Genomic DNA, 15,932 nt, shown 5'->3' on the forward strand with positions numbered 1-15,932 from the left:
CCGTACGGCCGCACCCGAACCGAAAGGCGAACCGCCATGAGTAACCCCTTCGAGAACGACAACGCCACCTACGTCGTGGTCCGCAACGACGAGCTCCAGCACTCCCTGTGGCCCGCCACCAACCCGGTCCCGGCCGGCTGGAGCGTGGTGCACGGCCCCGACGGCCGGCAGGCCTGCCTGGACCACGTCGAGCGGGTCTGGACCGACATGCGCCCCGCCTCCCTGGTGGCCGCCCTCGCCGGGAACGCGCCCCGTGGCTGAGCCCGTCCACCCCACCGGGCAGTCGGTCGACACCGACACCGACACCGACGTCGACCCCGTACGGACCCTGTGCACCCTCTTCGCCGAGGTCCTCGGCCGTGCCGGGGTCGAGGCGGGCCACAGCTTCACCGGGCTCGGCGGGGACAGCATCCAGGCGATCCAGGTCGTCAGCCGCGCCCGCGCGGCCGGCCTCGTCGTCAGCACCCGCGACGTGCTCCGCGCCGAGAGCGTGAGCGCGCTCGCCGCCACCGCCCGTGCCCACGGCCGGGCGGGGGAGAGCGCCGGCCCCGCCGTGCCCCCGCGCCGGCTCGGCCCGCTGACCCCCACGCCGATCATGGGGTGGCTCGCCGAACTCGGCGGTCCCGTCGACACGTACAACCAGTCGCTCGTCGTGCGCACCCCGCCGGGCTTCGGAGCGGCCGCCGCCGCACGCACCGTCCAGGCCCTCCTCGACACCCACGAGATGCTCCGCCTGCGGCTGCCGGACGGGATCGGGGCCCGCGGCGTCGAGCCGTTCGTACCGCCCGCGGGCTCCGTCACCGCGGCGGACCTGCTGGAGCACGTGGACGCCCGCGGGACGGGCGACGGGGAACTCCCCGCCCTGACCCGGGAGCGGATGCGCGCGGCCCGTCGGCTGCTCTCGCCCCGCGCCGGCCACATGCTGCGCGCTGTGCTCCTCGACCGGGGGGCCGGACAGCAGGGACGCCTCGCGCTCGTCGTCCACCACCTCGTGGTCGACGGCGTCTCGTGGCGGATCCTCCAGGACGACCTGCGGACCTGCGCGGCGGCCCTCACCGAGGGCCGCGAGCCCGTCCTCGAACCGGCGCACACCCCTTTCGCGCACTGGGCCGACCTGCTGCGCGCGGAGGCCACTTCCGGCCGCCGGACCGCCGAAGCCGACCGCTGGGCCGCCGCCCTGCGCGAGGCCCCGCAGGCCCTCGCCGGGGTCCGCCCGGCCGGCGGCCTCGACCCCGAGAGCCCGGACAACACCCTCACCCTGACCCTCGGGCCCGACGTGACGGGCCCCCTGCTCACCACCGCGCCCGGACTCGTCAACGGCACCGTCAACGACGTCCTGCTGACCGCCCTGGCCCTCGCCGTGCTCGGCCGGCGCAGCGCCGACGGGGCGGACGGGGCGGACGGGATGGACGAGGAGGGAGCCGTCCTCGTCGACGTCGAGGGCCACGGCCGGGAGGACGTCGCCGACGGCACGGACCTGTCCCGCACCGTCGGTTGGTTCACCACCGTGTTCCCCGTCCGCCTCGCCCTCGGCCGACCCGACCTCGACGAGGCCCGCGCCGGCGGACCCGCGGTCGGCGCCGCCCTGCGCCTGGTCAAGGAGGAACTGCGCGCCGTACCGGACAAGGGCATCGGCTTCGGGCTGCTGCGCCACCTCAACTCCCGTACCGGGCCGGACCTCGCCGCGCGCGGCATCCCCCAGATCGGCTTCAACTACCTCGGCCGGTTCCCGATGGGCGGCGACGCCCCCTGGGACGCCGCGCCCGGGCACGCCTTCGCCCTCGACGACGCCGACGAAGGCCTGCCGATGGCCCACGCCGTGGAGGTCAACGCGGCCGCCCACGAGGGCCCGGACGGCCTCACCCTCAGCGCCACCTGGACCTGGGCGGGCAACGCCTTCCCGGGGAGCTGGGTCCACGGCCTCGCGCAGGAGTGGTTCACCATGCTGCGCGCCGTCGTCACCCACGCCGCCCGCCCGGGAGCCGGCGGGCTGACCCCCTCCGACGTATCCCTCGCCCAGGTCAGCCAGGCCGACCTCGACACCTTCGAATCCCAGCTCGGAGCCCTGCTGTGATCCCTCTGTCCCACGCCCAGCAGCGGTTGTGGTTCCACGCCCGGGACGGCGCCGACGGCGCGCTCTACCACATCCCCGTCGGGCTGCGGCTGCGCGGCGCCCTCGACCGCCCCGCCCTGCGCGCCGCGCTCGCGGACGTGAGCGCCCGCCACGAGGCCCTGCGCACCGTCTTCCCCGACGCGGCGGGCCGCCCCCACCAGCGGGTCCTGGACCCCGCGGACGCGACCCCGGTGCTCACCGTCACCGACTGCCCGCCCGCCGAACGCGCCGGGCGGGCCGCGGAGGCCTCGTCCCGGCCCTTCGATCTCGCCACCGAACCGCCGCTGCGCGCCGACCTGTTCACCGACGGGGACGAGGACCACTACCTGCTCCTGGTCCTGCACCACATCGCGGGCGACGGCCACTCCGTGAACGTCCTCGTCCGCGACCTCGCCGCCGCCTACACCGCCCGGTGCTCCGGCCGCCCGCCCGAGTGGCCCGAACTGCCCGTCCAGTACCCGGACTACGCCCTGTGGCAGCGCGAACTCCTCGGCCCGGCCCAGGACCCCGCCTCCCTGCACGCCCGGCTGCTCACCCACTGGGCGGCCGCCCTGGACGGCCTGCCCGAGGAACTGGCCCTGCCCGCAGACCGGCCGCGCCCGGCCGTGGCCGGCCACCGGGGCGCACTGGTGGAGGCGCGGACCGACGCCGCCGTCCACGCAGGGCTGGCCGCGCTGGCCCGGGGCTGCCGCGCCACGCCGTTCATGGCCGTCCAGGCGGCCTTCGCGGTCCTGCTCACCCGACTCGGCGCCGGCACCGACCTGCCGCTCGGCTGCCCCGTCGACGGCCGTGACGACGAAGCCCTCACCGACCTCGTGGGCCTCTTCGTCAACACCCTGATCGTGCGCGCCGACACCTCGGGCGACCCCGACTTCACGGAGGTGCTGGGCCGGGTGCGGTCCGCCGCCCTGGAGACGTACGCCCACCAGGAACTGCCCTTCGAATCGCTCGTCGAACGCCTCAACCCGGCCCGCTCGCCCGCCCGTCACCCGCTTTTCCAGGTTGCGGTCTCCGCCCAGCGCACCGAGCCGCAGGTACCCGCCTTCGCGGGGCTGGCCGTGCAGGTCGAGGCGGTACGCACCGACACCGCCAAGTTCGACCTCACCCTGGAGGTCGAGGAGCTCCACGACCCGGCCACCGGAGAACCCCGGGGCCTGGCCCTCGGCCTGGAGTACGCGAGCGACCTGTTCGACGGGACGACGGCGCGGCGCCTGCTGGACCGGCTCGTCCACCTCATCGGCGCCGTCGTCCGCGCACCCGGGGTCCCGCTCTCCGCACTCGACGTCCTGCTGCCCGGGGAGCGCGCCGACCTCCTGGAGCACTGGCAGGGCGCGGGCGTCGCCACCGACGCCCGCACCGTCCACGGGGCCTTCGAGGAGCGGGCCGCCGCCCACCCCGGCCGCGCCGCCGTGCTCTGCGCCGGCCGGGAGACCACGTACGCCGAACTGGGCGCCCGGGCCGACCGGATCGCCGGGCGGCTGCGCACCCTCGGCGTCCGCCCGGGCGAGGCCGTCGCCGTACTGATGGACCGCTCGGCCGACCTCGTCGCCGCCTGCCTCGGCATCCTCAAGGCGGGCGCCGCCTACCTGCCGCTGGACGCGCGGGCCCCGCGCGCCCGTACCGAGGCCGTGATCACCGCGGCGGCAGCCGCCGTCCTCGTCACCGACCTCCCGGACGGGGAGCCCGTACCGGCGGGTCCGCGCCACGTGCTGCGCCCGGACGGGACCCCCGCCGGCGCCGCCGCGGACGCCGCGCCGGCCGGGGCCCCCGGGCATCCCGACGCGCTCGCCTACCTGATGTACACCTCCGGCTCCACGGGCACCCCCAAGGGCGTGGCCGTCTCCCACCGCGAGGTCGTCGCCCTCGCCACCGACGGGCGCTGGCGCGGCGGCGCGCACGAGCGGGTCCTGTTCCGCTCCCCGCACGCCTTCGACGCCTCCACCTACGAGATGTGGGTGCCGCTCCTGAACGGCGGCCTGGTCGTCGTCGCGCCGCCCGGCGAGCTCGACGTCGACGCACTGGCCCGGCTGATGACCGAGGAGAAGGTCACCGGAACCTTCCTCACCGCCACCCTCTTCAACGTCCTCGCCGACCGCTGCCTGCCCGCACTCGGCACGCTGCACGAGGTGATGACCGGGGGCGAGGCCGCCTCGCCGTCCATGGTCCGCCGGGTCCGCGAGGCCTGCCCGCGCACCACCGTCACCAACGCCTACGGCCCCACCGAGACCACCACCTTCGCCGCGACCTTCGCCATCGGCCCGGGCCAGGAGGCCCCGGGCGGGCAGGTCCCGATCGGCCGCCCGCTCGACGGCACGCAGCTCCACGTCCTGGACGAGCGGCTCGGCCTCGTGGCGCCCGGCGTCGTCGGAGAGCTGTACATCGCGGGAGCCGGACTCGCCCAGGGCTACCTCGGCCGGGCGGCGCTGACCGCCGAACGCTTCGTCGCCTGCCCGTACGGCCCCCCGGGCGCCCGCATGTACCGCACCGGAGACCTGGCCCGCTGGAACACCGACGGCCAGGTCGAGTACCTCGGCCGCGCCGACCGGCAGGTCAAGATCCGCGGACTGCGCATCGAACCCGGCGAGATCGAGCACGCCCTGGCCGCCCACCCGGCGGTGGGCCAGGCCGCCGTCACCGTCGTGGACACGGCCGCCGGACCCGCGCTCGCGGGCTACGCGGTCCCCGCCGAGGGAACCCCCGCACCCGATCCGCGGGAGCTGCGCGAACACCTGCGCGCCCGGCTCCCCGACTACATGGTGCCCGCCACCCTCACCCTGCTGGACGCCTTCCCCGTGACGGCCAACGGCAAGACCGACCTGACCGCCCTGCCCGCGCCGGACCCGGCCACGGCCGGCACCGCAGGGGCCCATCAGGAACCGCTCACCGACGACGAGCGCACCCTGTGCGCGATCTGGGAACAGGTCCTCGGCCTGCCGCGGATCGGCGTCCACGACAGCTTCTTCGACCTCGGCGGGCACTCCCTGCTCGCCACCCAGCTGCTTGCCGAGGTCACGGCGCGGTTCGGAGCGGCCGTCGGCATCCGCCAGTTCTTCACCGGCCCCACCGTCGCCGAACTGGCCGCGGCCCTGCCCGCCGCCGTGGCCGCCGGCGCCGGCGCCGAGGACCCGCCGATCGTCCGCCGGGCCCGCCGCACCCAGACCGCCTGACCACAGAAGGAACACCACCGTGAACCACCCCCCGTCCACCCCCGTCCCTGCTGCCGCGCCCGCCGCACGCTCCCTGGTCGAGGACGTCCTGCCGCTCTCCCCGCTCCAGGACGGCATCCTCTTCCACGCCCTCTTCGACGAGGACGAACGCGACGTCTACGTCGCCCAGCTGCTCCTCGACCTCGACGGCCCCCTCGACGCGGACCGGCTGCGCGCCGCCGCCGACACCGCGTTGGAACGGCACGCCAACCTCCGCGCCGGATTCCTGCGCCGCGCCACGGGCGAGCCCGCCCAGGTCGTCCAGCGCGGCGTACGGGCCCCCTGGCAGGAGACGGACCTCTCCGGGCTCGGCCCGGCCGAGCGCGCCGCCGCCGTCGACACCCTCCTCGCCGAGGACCGGGCCACCCGCTTCGACCTCGCCCGGCCGCCGCTGCTGCGCTTCCACCTCATCCGCACCGGCCCGCTGTCCCACCGGCTGCTGCTGACCTACCACCACATCCTGATGGACGGCTGGTCCTGGCCGGTCCTGGTGCGCGAACTCCTCGCCCTGCACCACGCCGACGACGCGCCGCTGGGCCCGGTCACCCCGTACTCCGCCTTCCTGGGCCGGCTCCACAGCCGCGACACGGCCGCCGCCCAGGACGCCTGGACCCGCGCCCTGGACGGCTTGGCGGGCGGAACCCGCACCGCGCCCGTGTCCCCGCCGCCCGGCTCGGTCCTGCCCGACCGCGTGGAGACGTACCTCCCCAAGTCCCTGACCGAGCGGCTCGGCGCCCTCGCGCGCGGCCACCGGATCACCTCCGGAACCCTGCTCCAGGGCGCCTGGGCGCTCCTGCTCGGCCGGCAGATCCGCTCCGAGGACGTGGTCTTCGGCGCCATCGTCAGCGGCCGCGACCCCGAACTGCCCGGCGTCGCCGACATCGTCGGCCTGTGCATCAACACCGTGCCGGTCCGCGTGCGGATCGACCCCGCGGAGCCCCTCGTCGCCCTGTTCGAACGGCTCCAGGACGAACAGGCGCGGCTGATCGACCACCACCACCTGGGCCTGGTCGAGATCCAGCGGCTCGCCGGAGCGGGGGAGCTCTTCGACTCCTGCGTCGCCTTCCAGAACTACCCGGTCGACGAAGCCGGCCTCGCCGCCCTCGGCGCGGGCGGGCTCCGGGTCACCGGAGTGGACCCGTACGACGCCGCCCACTACCCGCTCTCACTGACCGCCATCCCCGGCGACCGGCTGCGCCTGCAGATCGACTACCGGCCGGACGTCTTCGAACGGGACACCGCCCGGGCCCTGCTGGAACGGCTCGCCCGGCTCCTGGAAGCCGTCGCCCGGGACCCGTCGTGCCCGGTGGGCACCGTGGACCTGCTCTCGCCCGCCGAACGCCACCGCGTCCTGGTCGAATGGAACGACACCGCGCGCGACGAGCAGTACGCGGAGGTCGTCGAGCGCGTACGACAGCAGGCCGAGCGCCGCCCCGACGCCGTCGCCACCACCGACGAGGCCGGCCGCGAGCTGAGCTACGCGGCCCTCGTCGCCCGCGCCGACGCCCTCGCCCTGTCCCTCCTCGCCGACGGCGTGCGCCCCGGCGACCTGATCGCGGTGCTGAGCGAGCCCACCGCCCGGGTCCCCGTCGCGATGCTCGGCATCCTGGGCTCCGGAGCGGCGTACGTCCCCCTCGACCCCGAGGGCCCCGTCACCCGTACCGCCGACCTCCTCGCGAGCGGCGGGATCGCCCGCCTGCTGGCCGCCCCCGAACAGCGCGCCCGCGCCGAGGAGATCGCCGCCGCCGTCCCCGGCGGCCTGCCCGTCCTGGTCATCGACGACGCGGCCGCCGCCCCGGGCGAGCGGCCCGCGCCGGCCGGCGGACCCGACGCCCTCGCCTACGTCTGCTTCACCTCCGGCTCCACCGGCAAGCCCAAGGGCGCCATGGTCCACCGCCGGGGCATGAACAACCACCTCCTGGCCAAGGTCGAGGACCTCGGCCTCGGCAACGGCGACCGCGTGGTGATGAACGCCCCGCTCACCTTCGACATCTCCGTGTGGCAGGTGCTCGCCCCGCTGATCACCGGCGGACAGGTCCACCTGGTCACCCGCGACACCGCCCGCGACCCGGCCGCCCTCTTCGACGACGCCGCCCGCCGCGGGACCACCGTCCTGGAGACCGTGCCCTCCTTCGTGCGCGCCGCCGTCGACCTGTGGGACACCGGCGTGCTGCCGCCGGCCCTGCCCGAGCTGCGCTGGTTCATCGTCAACGGCGAGGTGCTGCCGCCCGAACTGTGCACCCGCTGGTACGCGCGCCACCCGAAGGCCGCGATCGTCAACGCCTACGGCCTCACCGAGTGCTCCGACGACAACACCCACGCCTTCATCGGCCCCGACGTGCACGCCCAGCTGGAGCACGGCCGGCTGCCCGTCGGCCGCCCGCTGCGCAACAACACCCTCTACCTGCTGGACGCCGCGCTCGCCCCCGTACCGCCCGGCGTGCCCGGCGAACTCTTCATCGGCGGCACCGGCGTGGGCCCCGGATACCTGCGCGACCCGCGCCGCTCCAGCGAGCGCTACGTCCCCGACCCGTTCTCCGCCGTGCCCGGCAGCCGCATGTACCGCACCGGCGACCTCGCCCGGATGCGGGCCGACGGCCAACTCGACTTCCTCGGCCGCCAGGACCACCAGGTCAAGGTCCGCGGCAACCGCATCGAACTGGGCGAGGTGGAGACCGCGCTGCGCGCCGTACCGGGCGTCGGCGAGGCGGTCGTCGCCGTCGACCGGGACCACGCGGGCCAGCAGCGGCTCGTCTGCTACTTCACCGGCACGCCCACCGCCGAGGAGGTCCGCACCGAACTGGGCCGGAACCTGCCCAACTACATGGTCCCGTCGCTGTTCCTGCACCTGCCGCAGTTCCCGCTCACCGTCAACGGCAAGCTGGACCGCAAGGCGCTCCCGGACCCGGCCACCGTGCACCGCCCGGCCGGCCGGCTGCCCGCCACGCCCGCCGAAAAGACGGTCTGCGAGATCTTCGCGTCCGTCCTCGGCCTCCAGGAGGCGGGCATGGACGACGACTTCTTTGCCCACGGCGGCCACTCGCTCCTCGCCACCCGGCTCGCCGGCCGCATCGGCACCGAGCTGGGCGTACGCCTGGGCATCCGCGACCTCTTCGAGACGCCCACCCCGGCGGGCATCGCCGCCCGCCTGACCGAGGCCGCCACCGCGCCCGCCCGCCCCGCCCTGCGCCCCCGCTCCCGCGACTGACGCAGGCGTGAGCGCGCGTCCAGGCGCCCGAACCCGCCTGGACGCGCGAGAAGGCGCCCGAACGCGCCCGCCCGCCCCCCGTCCCCGCGAAGAGCCCGCCCGCACCCCCAGGAGACACCACCACCATGAGCCCCACCGAGACCACCCCCGTACCCCTGCGCATCGCGCACCGGGCCGGGCTCACGCCCGAGGCCACCGCGGTCCGCGCACCCGAAGGGGAGCTGACGTACCGCCAGTTCGACCGGCGGGCGCGCGCGGTGGCCGAGGAACTGCGCGCCGCCGGGGCCGGGCCGGAGGACACCGTGCTCCTCGGGGTGCGCAGGGGCGTCCACTGGGCGGTGGGGCTGCTGGGGATCTGGTACGCGGGCGCGGCCCCCCTCCTGGTGGACCTCGACGCCCCCGACGAGCGGCTGCGCACCCTGCTGGAGGCCGCCGGCACCCGGCACGCGGTCGCCCCGGACACGTACGCAGCCGCGATGCTGCAACGCCGCACCGGGCGCGAGCTGTTCTGGGCCGCCACCACGACCGCGGCCCCCACGTCGGCGGCCGAACCGCCCGCCGACGTCGCCCCCGGCTCCCTCGCCTACCTCCTCTTCACCTCCGGCTCCACCGGGCAGCCCAAGCCCGTGGCGGTCGGCCACGCCGGACTCGCCGCACAGGTCGCCACCCTGGCCGGACGCTACGGGCTGACCGCCGAGGACGCGGTCCTTCAATTCGCGGCCCCCGCCTTCGACGTCAGCCTGGAGGAGGCCCTGCCCACCTGGTGCACGGGCGGCACGGCCGTCTTCGTCAAGGACAACGTCCTCTCTCCCGCCGAACTGGAGCCGTTCCTCGACGAGGAGCGGATCAGCGTCGTCAACCTGCCCACCCCGTACTGGTCGCAGTGGGCCAAGGACCTGGAGCGCGCCCCGCGGCCGCTGCCGTCCGCACTGCGCCGCGTGGTGATCGGCAGCGACGCGGGCCGCACCGCGGACCTGGCGCGCTGGACGGCCGCCGGCCGGCCCCCGGTCATCAGCTGCTACGGCCTCACCGAGTCCACCATCACCGCCACCTCCTACGAGCCGGGACCGGCCGAACTGGCCGGCTTCGCGGGCGACGAGTTGATCCCGCTCGGCGAACCGCTGGCGGGCGTACGCGCCTACGTCCTCGACGAGGAGCTGCGCGAGGCACCCCCCGGCGCCGCGGGCGAGCTGTACCTGGCGGGTTCCTGCCTGGCGCGCGGCTACCACGGCCGGCCGGGGCTGACCTCCGAGCGGTTCGTCGCCGACCCCTTCGCCGACGCCCCGGGAGAGCGCATGTACCGCACGGGCGACCGCGTCACCCGCGCGCCCGCCGGCCCGCTCGTCTTCCTCGGGCGCGCCGACGACCAGGTCAAGATCCGCGGCCACCGGGTCGAACTCAAGGAGGTGGAGGCGGCCGTGGCCGCCCACCCCGACGTCGTCGACGTGGTCGCCCGCGCCGTGACGGCGGCCGACGGCCCGCAGCTGGCCGCCTGGGCCGCCGTCACCCCCGGCAGCCCCCTCACCCCGGACGCCCTGCGCCGTCACCTTCTGGCCAAGGTGCCCGGGTACCTCGTACCGGCCGTGGTGACACTGATGGACAGGCTGCCGCGGACCCCGGGCGGCAAGCTCGACCCCAGGGCGCTCCCCGCGCCCGACCCCCGATGAACCAGCAGCCCGCGGACCAGGTCCGCGACCAGACAAGGAACGCACCCGTGTCCGTCACCACCGACGAGTCCGCCGAGCCCACCGGGTCCACCGGGTCCACCGGGTCCATGGAGTCCAGTGAGGCCGCCCAGGCCGTGCAGCGCCGCCGGCGCAGGGACTTCCGGCTCTTCATGTCCTCGCACATCTGCAACGAGCTGGGCGGCAGCATCACGTACGTGGCGCTGCCGCTGATGGCGGTGCTCACCCTCGACGCCTCGGCGTGGCAGGCCGGTCTGCTGTCCGCCGCGGAACACGCGGCGTTCCTGCTGCTGGGACTGCCCGCCGGGGCCTGGGTGGACCGGATGCGCAAGCGCCGCGTGATGATGGCCGCCGACCTGGCGCGCGCCGTCCTGCTGACGTTGCTGCCGGTGGCCTACCTACTGGACCTGCACTCGATGCCGCTGCTGTACGCGGTCGCCCTGCTGCTCGGCTGCGCCCGGCTGTTCGGTGACGTCGCCGATCAGAGCTACTTGCCGACCCTCATCGGCAAGGACACCCTGATCGCGGGGAACTCGAAGCTGGAGACCGTGCGTTCGGGAGCCGAGTTCGCGGGCCCCGGTATCGCCGGCTTCCTGGTGCAACTGCTGGGCGCGGCCGGAACGCTGGCCGGGCAGGCGGTCACCTCACTGGTGTCCGTGGTCCTGCTGGGGCGGATCGGGGCCCGGGAGGAGAAGCCGGAACCCGCTCCGCGCCGGCACCTGCTGCGCGACATCCGCGAGGGCCTGGGCTACGTCCTGAGCCACCGGATCCTGCGGCTCATCGCCCTGAACACGGCTGCGGTGAACCTGTTCCTCAGCGCGGTGATGGCCATCGAGGTGCTCTTCCTGACCCGGACGGTGGGGCTGCCGCCCGCGGCCCTCGGCTGGGTGCTGACGACCGCCACGATCGGCTCGGTGCTCGCGGCCACCGCCGCGGACCGGGTGACCCGGGCCGTCGGCGCGGCCCGGCTCACGTGGCTGTCCCTGTTGGTGACCATGCCCTTCGGGCTGCTGCTCCCGCTCGCCGACGACGATTGGCGGATCGGCCTGTTCGTGCTCGGGTCGCTCGTCCAGTCGGCCGGCGTCACCCTGTACAACATCTGCCAGGTGACCTACCGGCAGACGGTCTGCCCGCCGCACCTGCTCGGCCGGATGACCGCCACCATGCGCTTCCTGGTGTGGGGCGTGCTGCCCCTGAGCGGTCTGCTGGCGGGACTCCTCGGCGAACTGCTGGGCGTGCGGAACGCGCTGTGGCTGTGCACCGCCGCCCTGTCGGCGGCCCCGCTGGTCCTGCTCTGCTCCCCGCTGCGGCGGATGCGCGAGTTCGAGGACGAGGCCCCGGAGGCGGGGGCCGGGGCCGGTGCCGGTGCTGCGGCCGCGCGGCCGGCTCAGTAGCCCAGCCGGAAGGCGATGTGGGTGAGCTGGGTCCGGTTCACCGCACCGGTCTTGCTGCGCAGCCGGCGCAGGTAGGTGTCGACGGTGTGCGGGCTCAGCCCCATCCGGCAGGCGATCATCCGGTACGTGTCCCCCTGCGCGAGGTAGGCGAGCACCTCCTGCTCGCGGGGGGTCAGGGCGGGCAGCTCCGGTGCGCGGGAGGTGAGCGTGGTGTGCAGCATGTGGGGCTCCGGATTCCGGGTCGGGGGTGAAAGGGAGCAGCGGGGTTCGGTGCCCCTGGTGACGGTGCGATCACGCTGGGTGTGATCGCGCCGTTTCGGACGTCCGGGGCTCGAAGTGGCCGGACACCCGCTGCTGTTCGTCGGGTACAGCCTTTCGCCCTGCATATCCTGGCGCCAGGGGGCGGGCACCTCACCAAAGTGCCTGGCAGTAAAGCGACCAGGGGCGAAAAAGGCAAAGTGGGGCAATGCAAACATCTGACGTGGCGCCGGATCCGAACAGCGCCGATGTTGACATCGATGTCTACGGATGGGTGCTCGAACACCGCACGGTGGACGTGGACGCGGTGGTCGCCGGTACGGGGCGCGACGCGGACGAGGTCCGGCGCAGCGTGGCGCGCCTGCGCGCCTCACGCCTGCTGCACGTGAGCCCGATCGACCCGGCGGTGGCTTTCGCGGTGGCCCCGGACACGGCCGCCGAGCAGCTCGTCGCGCCCCTGGAGGCGCAGATCCGCGAGCAGCAGCGGGAGATCAGCGGGATCCGCGAGGACCTGGGGCGCTTCCTGCCGCACTATCTGGGCCGCCGCTCCACGGGGGAGTCGCTGGAGGTCCTGGAGAGCCTGGAGGACGTGCGCGGGGCACTCAACCGGGCCTCTCTCAACTGCACGACCGAGATGCTCAGCTCGCAGCCCGGGGGCGGCAGCAGGGTGCCGGAGGCGATGCAGGAGGCGCTGCGGCGGGACGAGACGATGCTCGAGCGGGGGATCTCGATCCGGACCCTCTACCACCACACGGCCCGCTTCAACGGACCGAGCCAGGCCTACGTCGCCGCCACCTCCGTGCTGGGGGCGCAGTACCGCACCGCGCACGAACTCTTCGGCCGCCTCATCGCCTTCGACCGGGAACTGGCCTTCATACCGGTCTCGGACGGCAGTTGGGGCGCCGTGGTCATACGCGAGCCCTCGACCGTCGCCTACCTGTGCAACATCTTCGACCAGACCTGGGACCTGGCCTCGCCGTTCTCGGCCGCGGCGGGCCAGGGGCTCGAAGAGGTGGCCCGCGAGATCCACGAGACGATCATCCGGTTGCTCGCGGCCGGGCTGAAGGACGAGGCCATAGCGCGGCGCCTGGGCATGTCGTTGCGCACGGCCCGGCGCCACATCGCCGACATCATGCAGGAGCTGGGTGCGGGCAGTCGTTTCCAGGCCGGTGTGGCCGCCGCCGCGCGCGGCCTGCTGGACCTGGAGGCCGAGGCGGACGGCGAGCCGGCACAGCCCTCCTGACCTGGTGTCACGCGTTCTCGTGTCTGTCGCGGGCGGCGGGCGTGTCGCATGCTGCTGAGATGGGAGCTGTGGAGCCGCCGAACAAGAGGGGCACGTAATGGACATGCCGGATGAAGGCTGCGAACGGGAGTCCCCGCACCTGCGGGAGATCGTCCTGTTCCTCTCGGTCCACCTGGACCGGGCGCCGGGTGTGCTGTGGCCCGAGTACGACAACCCGGCGTTCGAAGACGCCGATGACGTCGATGACGCAGATGACGCCGATGGCGCCGGGGCCGGCCCGGAGGGTGACGGTGTGTGTGCGGCCCAGATGGACCGGTTCACCGCTGAACTGGCCTCCCTGACCGGCCTGTCCGTCCGGCTGGACCGGGTGGAGAGGGCTGGGTCCGCCCCGGGCGTCGGTGTGGACGCCGTCTGGACCGGGCAGCCCGGAGACCGGGAGCACTTGCTGATCCACCAGATCGCCGGCGCCGTGACCTGGCAGCTGACCGGCACCGGCGAGAGCGGTCGGCCGGAGTCCTTCCAGTGCCGGCTGCTGCCCGGCGAGCTGCTGTACGTACCGGCCCGGTGGTCGCGCAGGTGCGTCGGTGCACCGCAGGCGCAGTACGCCGTCATCTCCCTCAACGGTGCGGGTGACTGACGGCTCGGTGTACGAAAGGGGGGAGGGAGGATCGCGTCGCGATCCTCCCTCCCCCCTTTTCGGCGGCCCTTACGGGCCGGCGCGATCAGCCGCCCCAGGAGCTGTCGGCCGTGTCGCGCGTCCGGCCGCCCGTCGTGGTGCCGACCGTCACCACCCGGCCGGTGGAGGTGACGATCTGACGCGGCGTCTGGGTGGTGGTGCTGCCCTCGCCCCCGGTGGTGGTCGTCACGGTGGTCGCGGCCGAGGTGTCGTCGGCGGCCTGAGCGGCGCCGGCGGGCACCAGCAGCGCGGCCGCGGTCACGGACAGGGCGATGACGTAACGCTTGAGCATGGGATCCCCAGGAGTGCGAGCGGTCTGGTCCCGGCGCGAACCACTTCGTGGGCCGTCCGCGCCGGTCGGTGCAGGACCAACCTTGCCGTGCCCCGGGCACTTCGGTGATCGATCAGACTGTTCATCAAGCTGCCTGGCGCGATGGTGAGGGGTGGCAAATCCTCTTATATCTCACCTATTCGGTCAGGATTCCTGCTCCCACGGTGGCCGGAGGGCCCGGCTCACGCCCGACCGGCGCTTCCGCGGGCGTTGCGGGCTCCGCGGGCTCCGCGGGCTCCGCCGGCCCCCGGGCGTCGAGCTCCCGCCACACCGGGAAGACCAGTGGCGCGAGCGTGACCGCCAGGTACAGCGCCCCCGTGCCCAGCAGCGCCGCCACCAGACCCCAGGCGTCCAGGGCCAGCCCCGCGCCGAGCATTCCCAGCGGGGTGGCCGCCAGCGCGGCGGCCACCAGCAGACCGAACACCCGCCCCCGGACCTCCTCGGGCACCCGCTCGTAGGCGACCGACATCATCAGCGGACCCACGACCCCCGACCCGATGCCGGACAGGGCCAGTACCGTCAGCAGCACCGCCGCCCGGGGCTCGGCGGCCAGTGCGGCACACCGCACCGCCCCGACCAGGACGAAGGCCCCGACGAAGACCGCGCGCCGTGGCATCCGGTGGCCCGCCCAGCCGTACAGGGCCGCCCCGAGCAGTGCGCCGGCCCCCATGGCGGTGACCATCGCCCCGAACAGGGCGCTGCTGCGCAGCACCTGGGTCCCGTACGCCGGGTAGAGCACGCCGTTCAGCGCCCCGTCCAGGGCGTTGGTCAGCATCAGGACCCCCACCATCGCGCCCAGGAGCCGGTCCCTGCGCAACTGCACGAGCCCGAAGCGCAGTTCCTGGGCGTAGGAACCGTGCGGCGGTACGCCGTCGGCCGGGCGGGGGCGGGCCGCCGCCGGCACCAGGGCCGCCATGAGGAGGGCGACCAGCACCATCGCCGCCACGTCCGCGTACAAGGTGCGCACGGGGCCGACCGTCGCGATCAGCAGACCGGCCAGCGGCGCTCCCGCCATCATGCCGATCCGGCGGGCCCCCTCGACGGCTCCCGTGGCACGCTCCGCCGTGACCCCCGCGCGTGCCATCGCCCCGGGCAGGAGCAACTGCTTGGAGGTGTCGGACGGCCCGCGCGCCGCCCCCACCAGGAAGACCAGGACGATCAGGACGGGCAGGGGCAGGGCGCCCCCGGCGTGCAGGAGCGGGATCAGGCTGATCGCCGCGGCCGTCAACAGGTCCGCACCGATGCTCGTCGCGCGCACGGGCAGTCGGTCGACCACCGGACCCGCGAGCACGGCGGAACAGAGCAGGCCCAGCACCTCGGCGGTGGCGACGAGCCCCGTCCGGGCGCCGCTGCCGGTGCTGTGCAGGACGAACCAGGGCACGGCGACCAGGGTCGCCGCCATGCCGAGCGAGGAGATCCCGGAGGCGGCCACCAGGGCGGCCAGCGGGGTGCGGCGGCGCGGTGACGCGGAGCCGCCGGGGTACGAGCTGGTCATACGGGGTTCCTTCCGGCACCGCCGCGCCGCCCGGCAGCCCGCGGTGGGGTCTGCCGGGCGGCGTGGTGCCCGGGGATCGTCGGGTCAGCCGGCCATGCTCACGCGGAGGCTGAGCGGGCGCATGTCGGTCCACACCCGCTCGACGTGCGCGAGGCACTCCTCCTTGGTGCCGCGCACGCCCTGGTCGTGCCAGCCGAGCGGGACGGGCCGGCCGGCCTCCCAGAGGGAGTACTGCTCCTCGTCGTTGGCGACGACCAGGTACTGCTGCGGGGACGAGTCGTTCACGGTGTTCTCCTCGAGGGATCAGGGATCAGGGATCAGGA

Annotated in this window: 12 protein-coding genes; 8 read left to right on the top strand and 4 right to left on the bottom strand. The window is 74.7% G+C overall.

All coding sequences use genetic code 11. From position 1 onward, the window contains the following. The first annotated feature begins 36 nt into the window (after nt 1-36). The 6 genes from OG594_RS37665 (at nt 37) to OG594_RS37690 (ending at nt 11,606) form a co-directional block, all read left to right on the top strand. A complete protein-coding gene (locus tag OG594_RS37665; protein ID WP_266606899.1) occupies nt 37-261 on the top strand; it encodes an MbtH family protein in 225 nt (74 codons plus the stop codon). Further along, nucleotides 254-2,074 carry a condensation domain-containing protein gene (locus OG594_RS37670; protein WP_266606900.1) on the top strand — a complete coding sequence of 607 codons (1,821 nt, stop codon included), beginning with the start codon at nt 254-256 and terminating at the stop codon, nt 2,072-2,074. The genes OG594_RS37665 and OG594_RS37670 overlap by 8 nt, the downstream gene beginning before the upstream one ends. Beyond that, nucleotides 2,071-5,280 carry an amino acid adenylation domain-containing protein gene (locus OG594_RS37675; RefSeq protein ID WP_266606901.1) on the top strand — a complete coding sequence of 1,070 codons (3,210 nt, stop codon included), beginning with the start codon at nt 2,071-2,073 and terminating at the stop codon, nt 5,278-5,280. Before OG594_RS37670 ends, OG594_RS37675 begins: the two co-directional genes overlap by 4 nt. A 19-nt stretch (nt 5,281-5,299) precedes the next feature. After that, complete coding sequence (locus OG594_RS37680) at nt 5,300-8,527, top strand: amino acid adenylation domain-containing protein (RefSeq protein WP_266606902.1); 3,228 nt, start codon at nt 5,300-5,302, stop codon at nt 8,525-8,527. Nucleotides 8,528-8,652: 125 nt separating this feature from the next. Continuing rightward, nucleotides 8,653-10,194: an amino acid adenylation domain-containing protein gene (locus OG594_RS37685; protein WP_266606903.1), complete on the top strand. Its 1,542-nt coding sequence runs from the start codon at nt 8,653-8,655 to the stop codon at nt 10,192-10,194. Nucleotides 10,195-10,241: 47 nt separating this feature from the next. Beyond that, nucleotides 10,242-11,606: an MFS transporter gene (locus OG594_RS37690; protein WP_266606904.1), complete on the top strand. Its 1,365-nt coding sequence runs from the start codon at nt 10,242-10,244 to the stop codon at nt 11,604-11,606. Here the strand turns inward: OG594_RS37690 and OG594_RS37695 are convergent. Beyond that, the gene (locus OG594_RS37695) at nt 11,600-11,827 is read right to left on the bottom strand and encodes a response regulator transcription factor (protein WP_266606905.1); all 228 of its coding nucleotides are present in this window, start codon (nt 11,825-11,827) and stop codon (nt 11,600-11,602) included. The two genes, OG594_RS37690 and OG594_RS37695, sit on opposite strands and share 7 nt — an antisense overlap. A gap of 245 nt (nt 11,828-12,072) precedes the next feature. Here OG594_RS37695 and OG594_RS37700 point away from each other — a divergent pair, with 245 nt between their 5' ends. Both OG594_RS37700 and OG594_RS37705 read left to right on the top strand, forming a co-directional pair. Further along, nucleotides 12,073-13,107: a helix-turn-helix transcriptional regulator gene (locus OG594_RS37700; RefSeq protein ID WP_266606906.1), complete on the top strand. Its 1,035-nt coding sequence runs from the start codon at nt 12,073-12,075 to the stop codon at nt 13,105-13,107. 97 nt (nt 13,108-13,204) lie between these two features. Next, the gene (locus tag OG594_RS37705) at nt 13,205-13,744 is read left to right on the top strand and encodes a hypothetical protein (RefSeq protein WP_266606907.1); all 540 of its coding nucleotides are present in this window, start codon (nt 13,205-13,207) and stop codon (nt 13,742-13,744) included. An 85-nt stretch (nt 13,745-13,829) separates the two neighbouring features. Here the strand turns inward: OG594_RS37705 and OG594_RS37710 are convergent, their stop codons facing one another. From OG594_RS37710 to OG594_RS37720, 3 genes are all read right to left on the bottom strand, one after another. Continuing rightward, a complete protein-coding gene (locus OG594_RS37710; RefSeq protein WP_266606908.1) occupies nt 13,830-14,075 on the bottom strand; it encodes a hypothetical protein in 246 nt (81 codons plus the stop codon). A 175-nt stretch (nt 14,076-14,250) separates the two neighbouring features. Further along, nucleotides 14,251-15,609 (bottom strand): MFS transporter, encoded by a 1,359-nt coding sequence (locus OG594_RS37715; RefSeq protein WP_266606909.1) that lies wholly within the window; start codon nt 15,607-15,609, stop codon nt 14,251-14,253. Nucleotides 15,610-15,693: 84 nt separating this feature from the next. Further along, complete coding sequence (locus OG594_RS37720; protein ID WP_266606910.1) at nt 15,694-15,894, bottom strand: MbtH family NRPS accessory protein; 201 nt, start codon at nt 15,892-15,894, stop codon at nt 15,694-15,696. Nucleotides 15,895-15,932 lie beyond the last annotated feature (38 nt).

It is taken from the genome of Streptomyces sp. NBC_01214, from assembly GCF_026340975.1.
Taxonomy (GTDB): domain Bacteria; phylum Actinomycetota; class Actinomycetes; order Streptomycetales; family Streptomycetaceae; genus Streptomyces.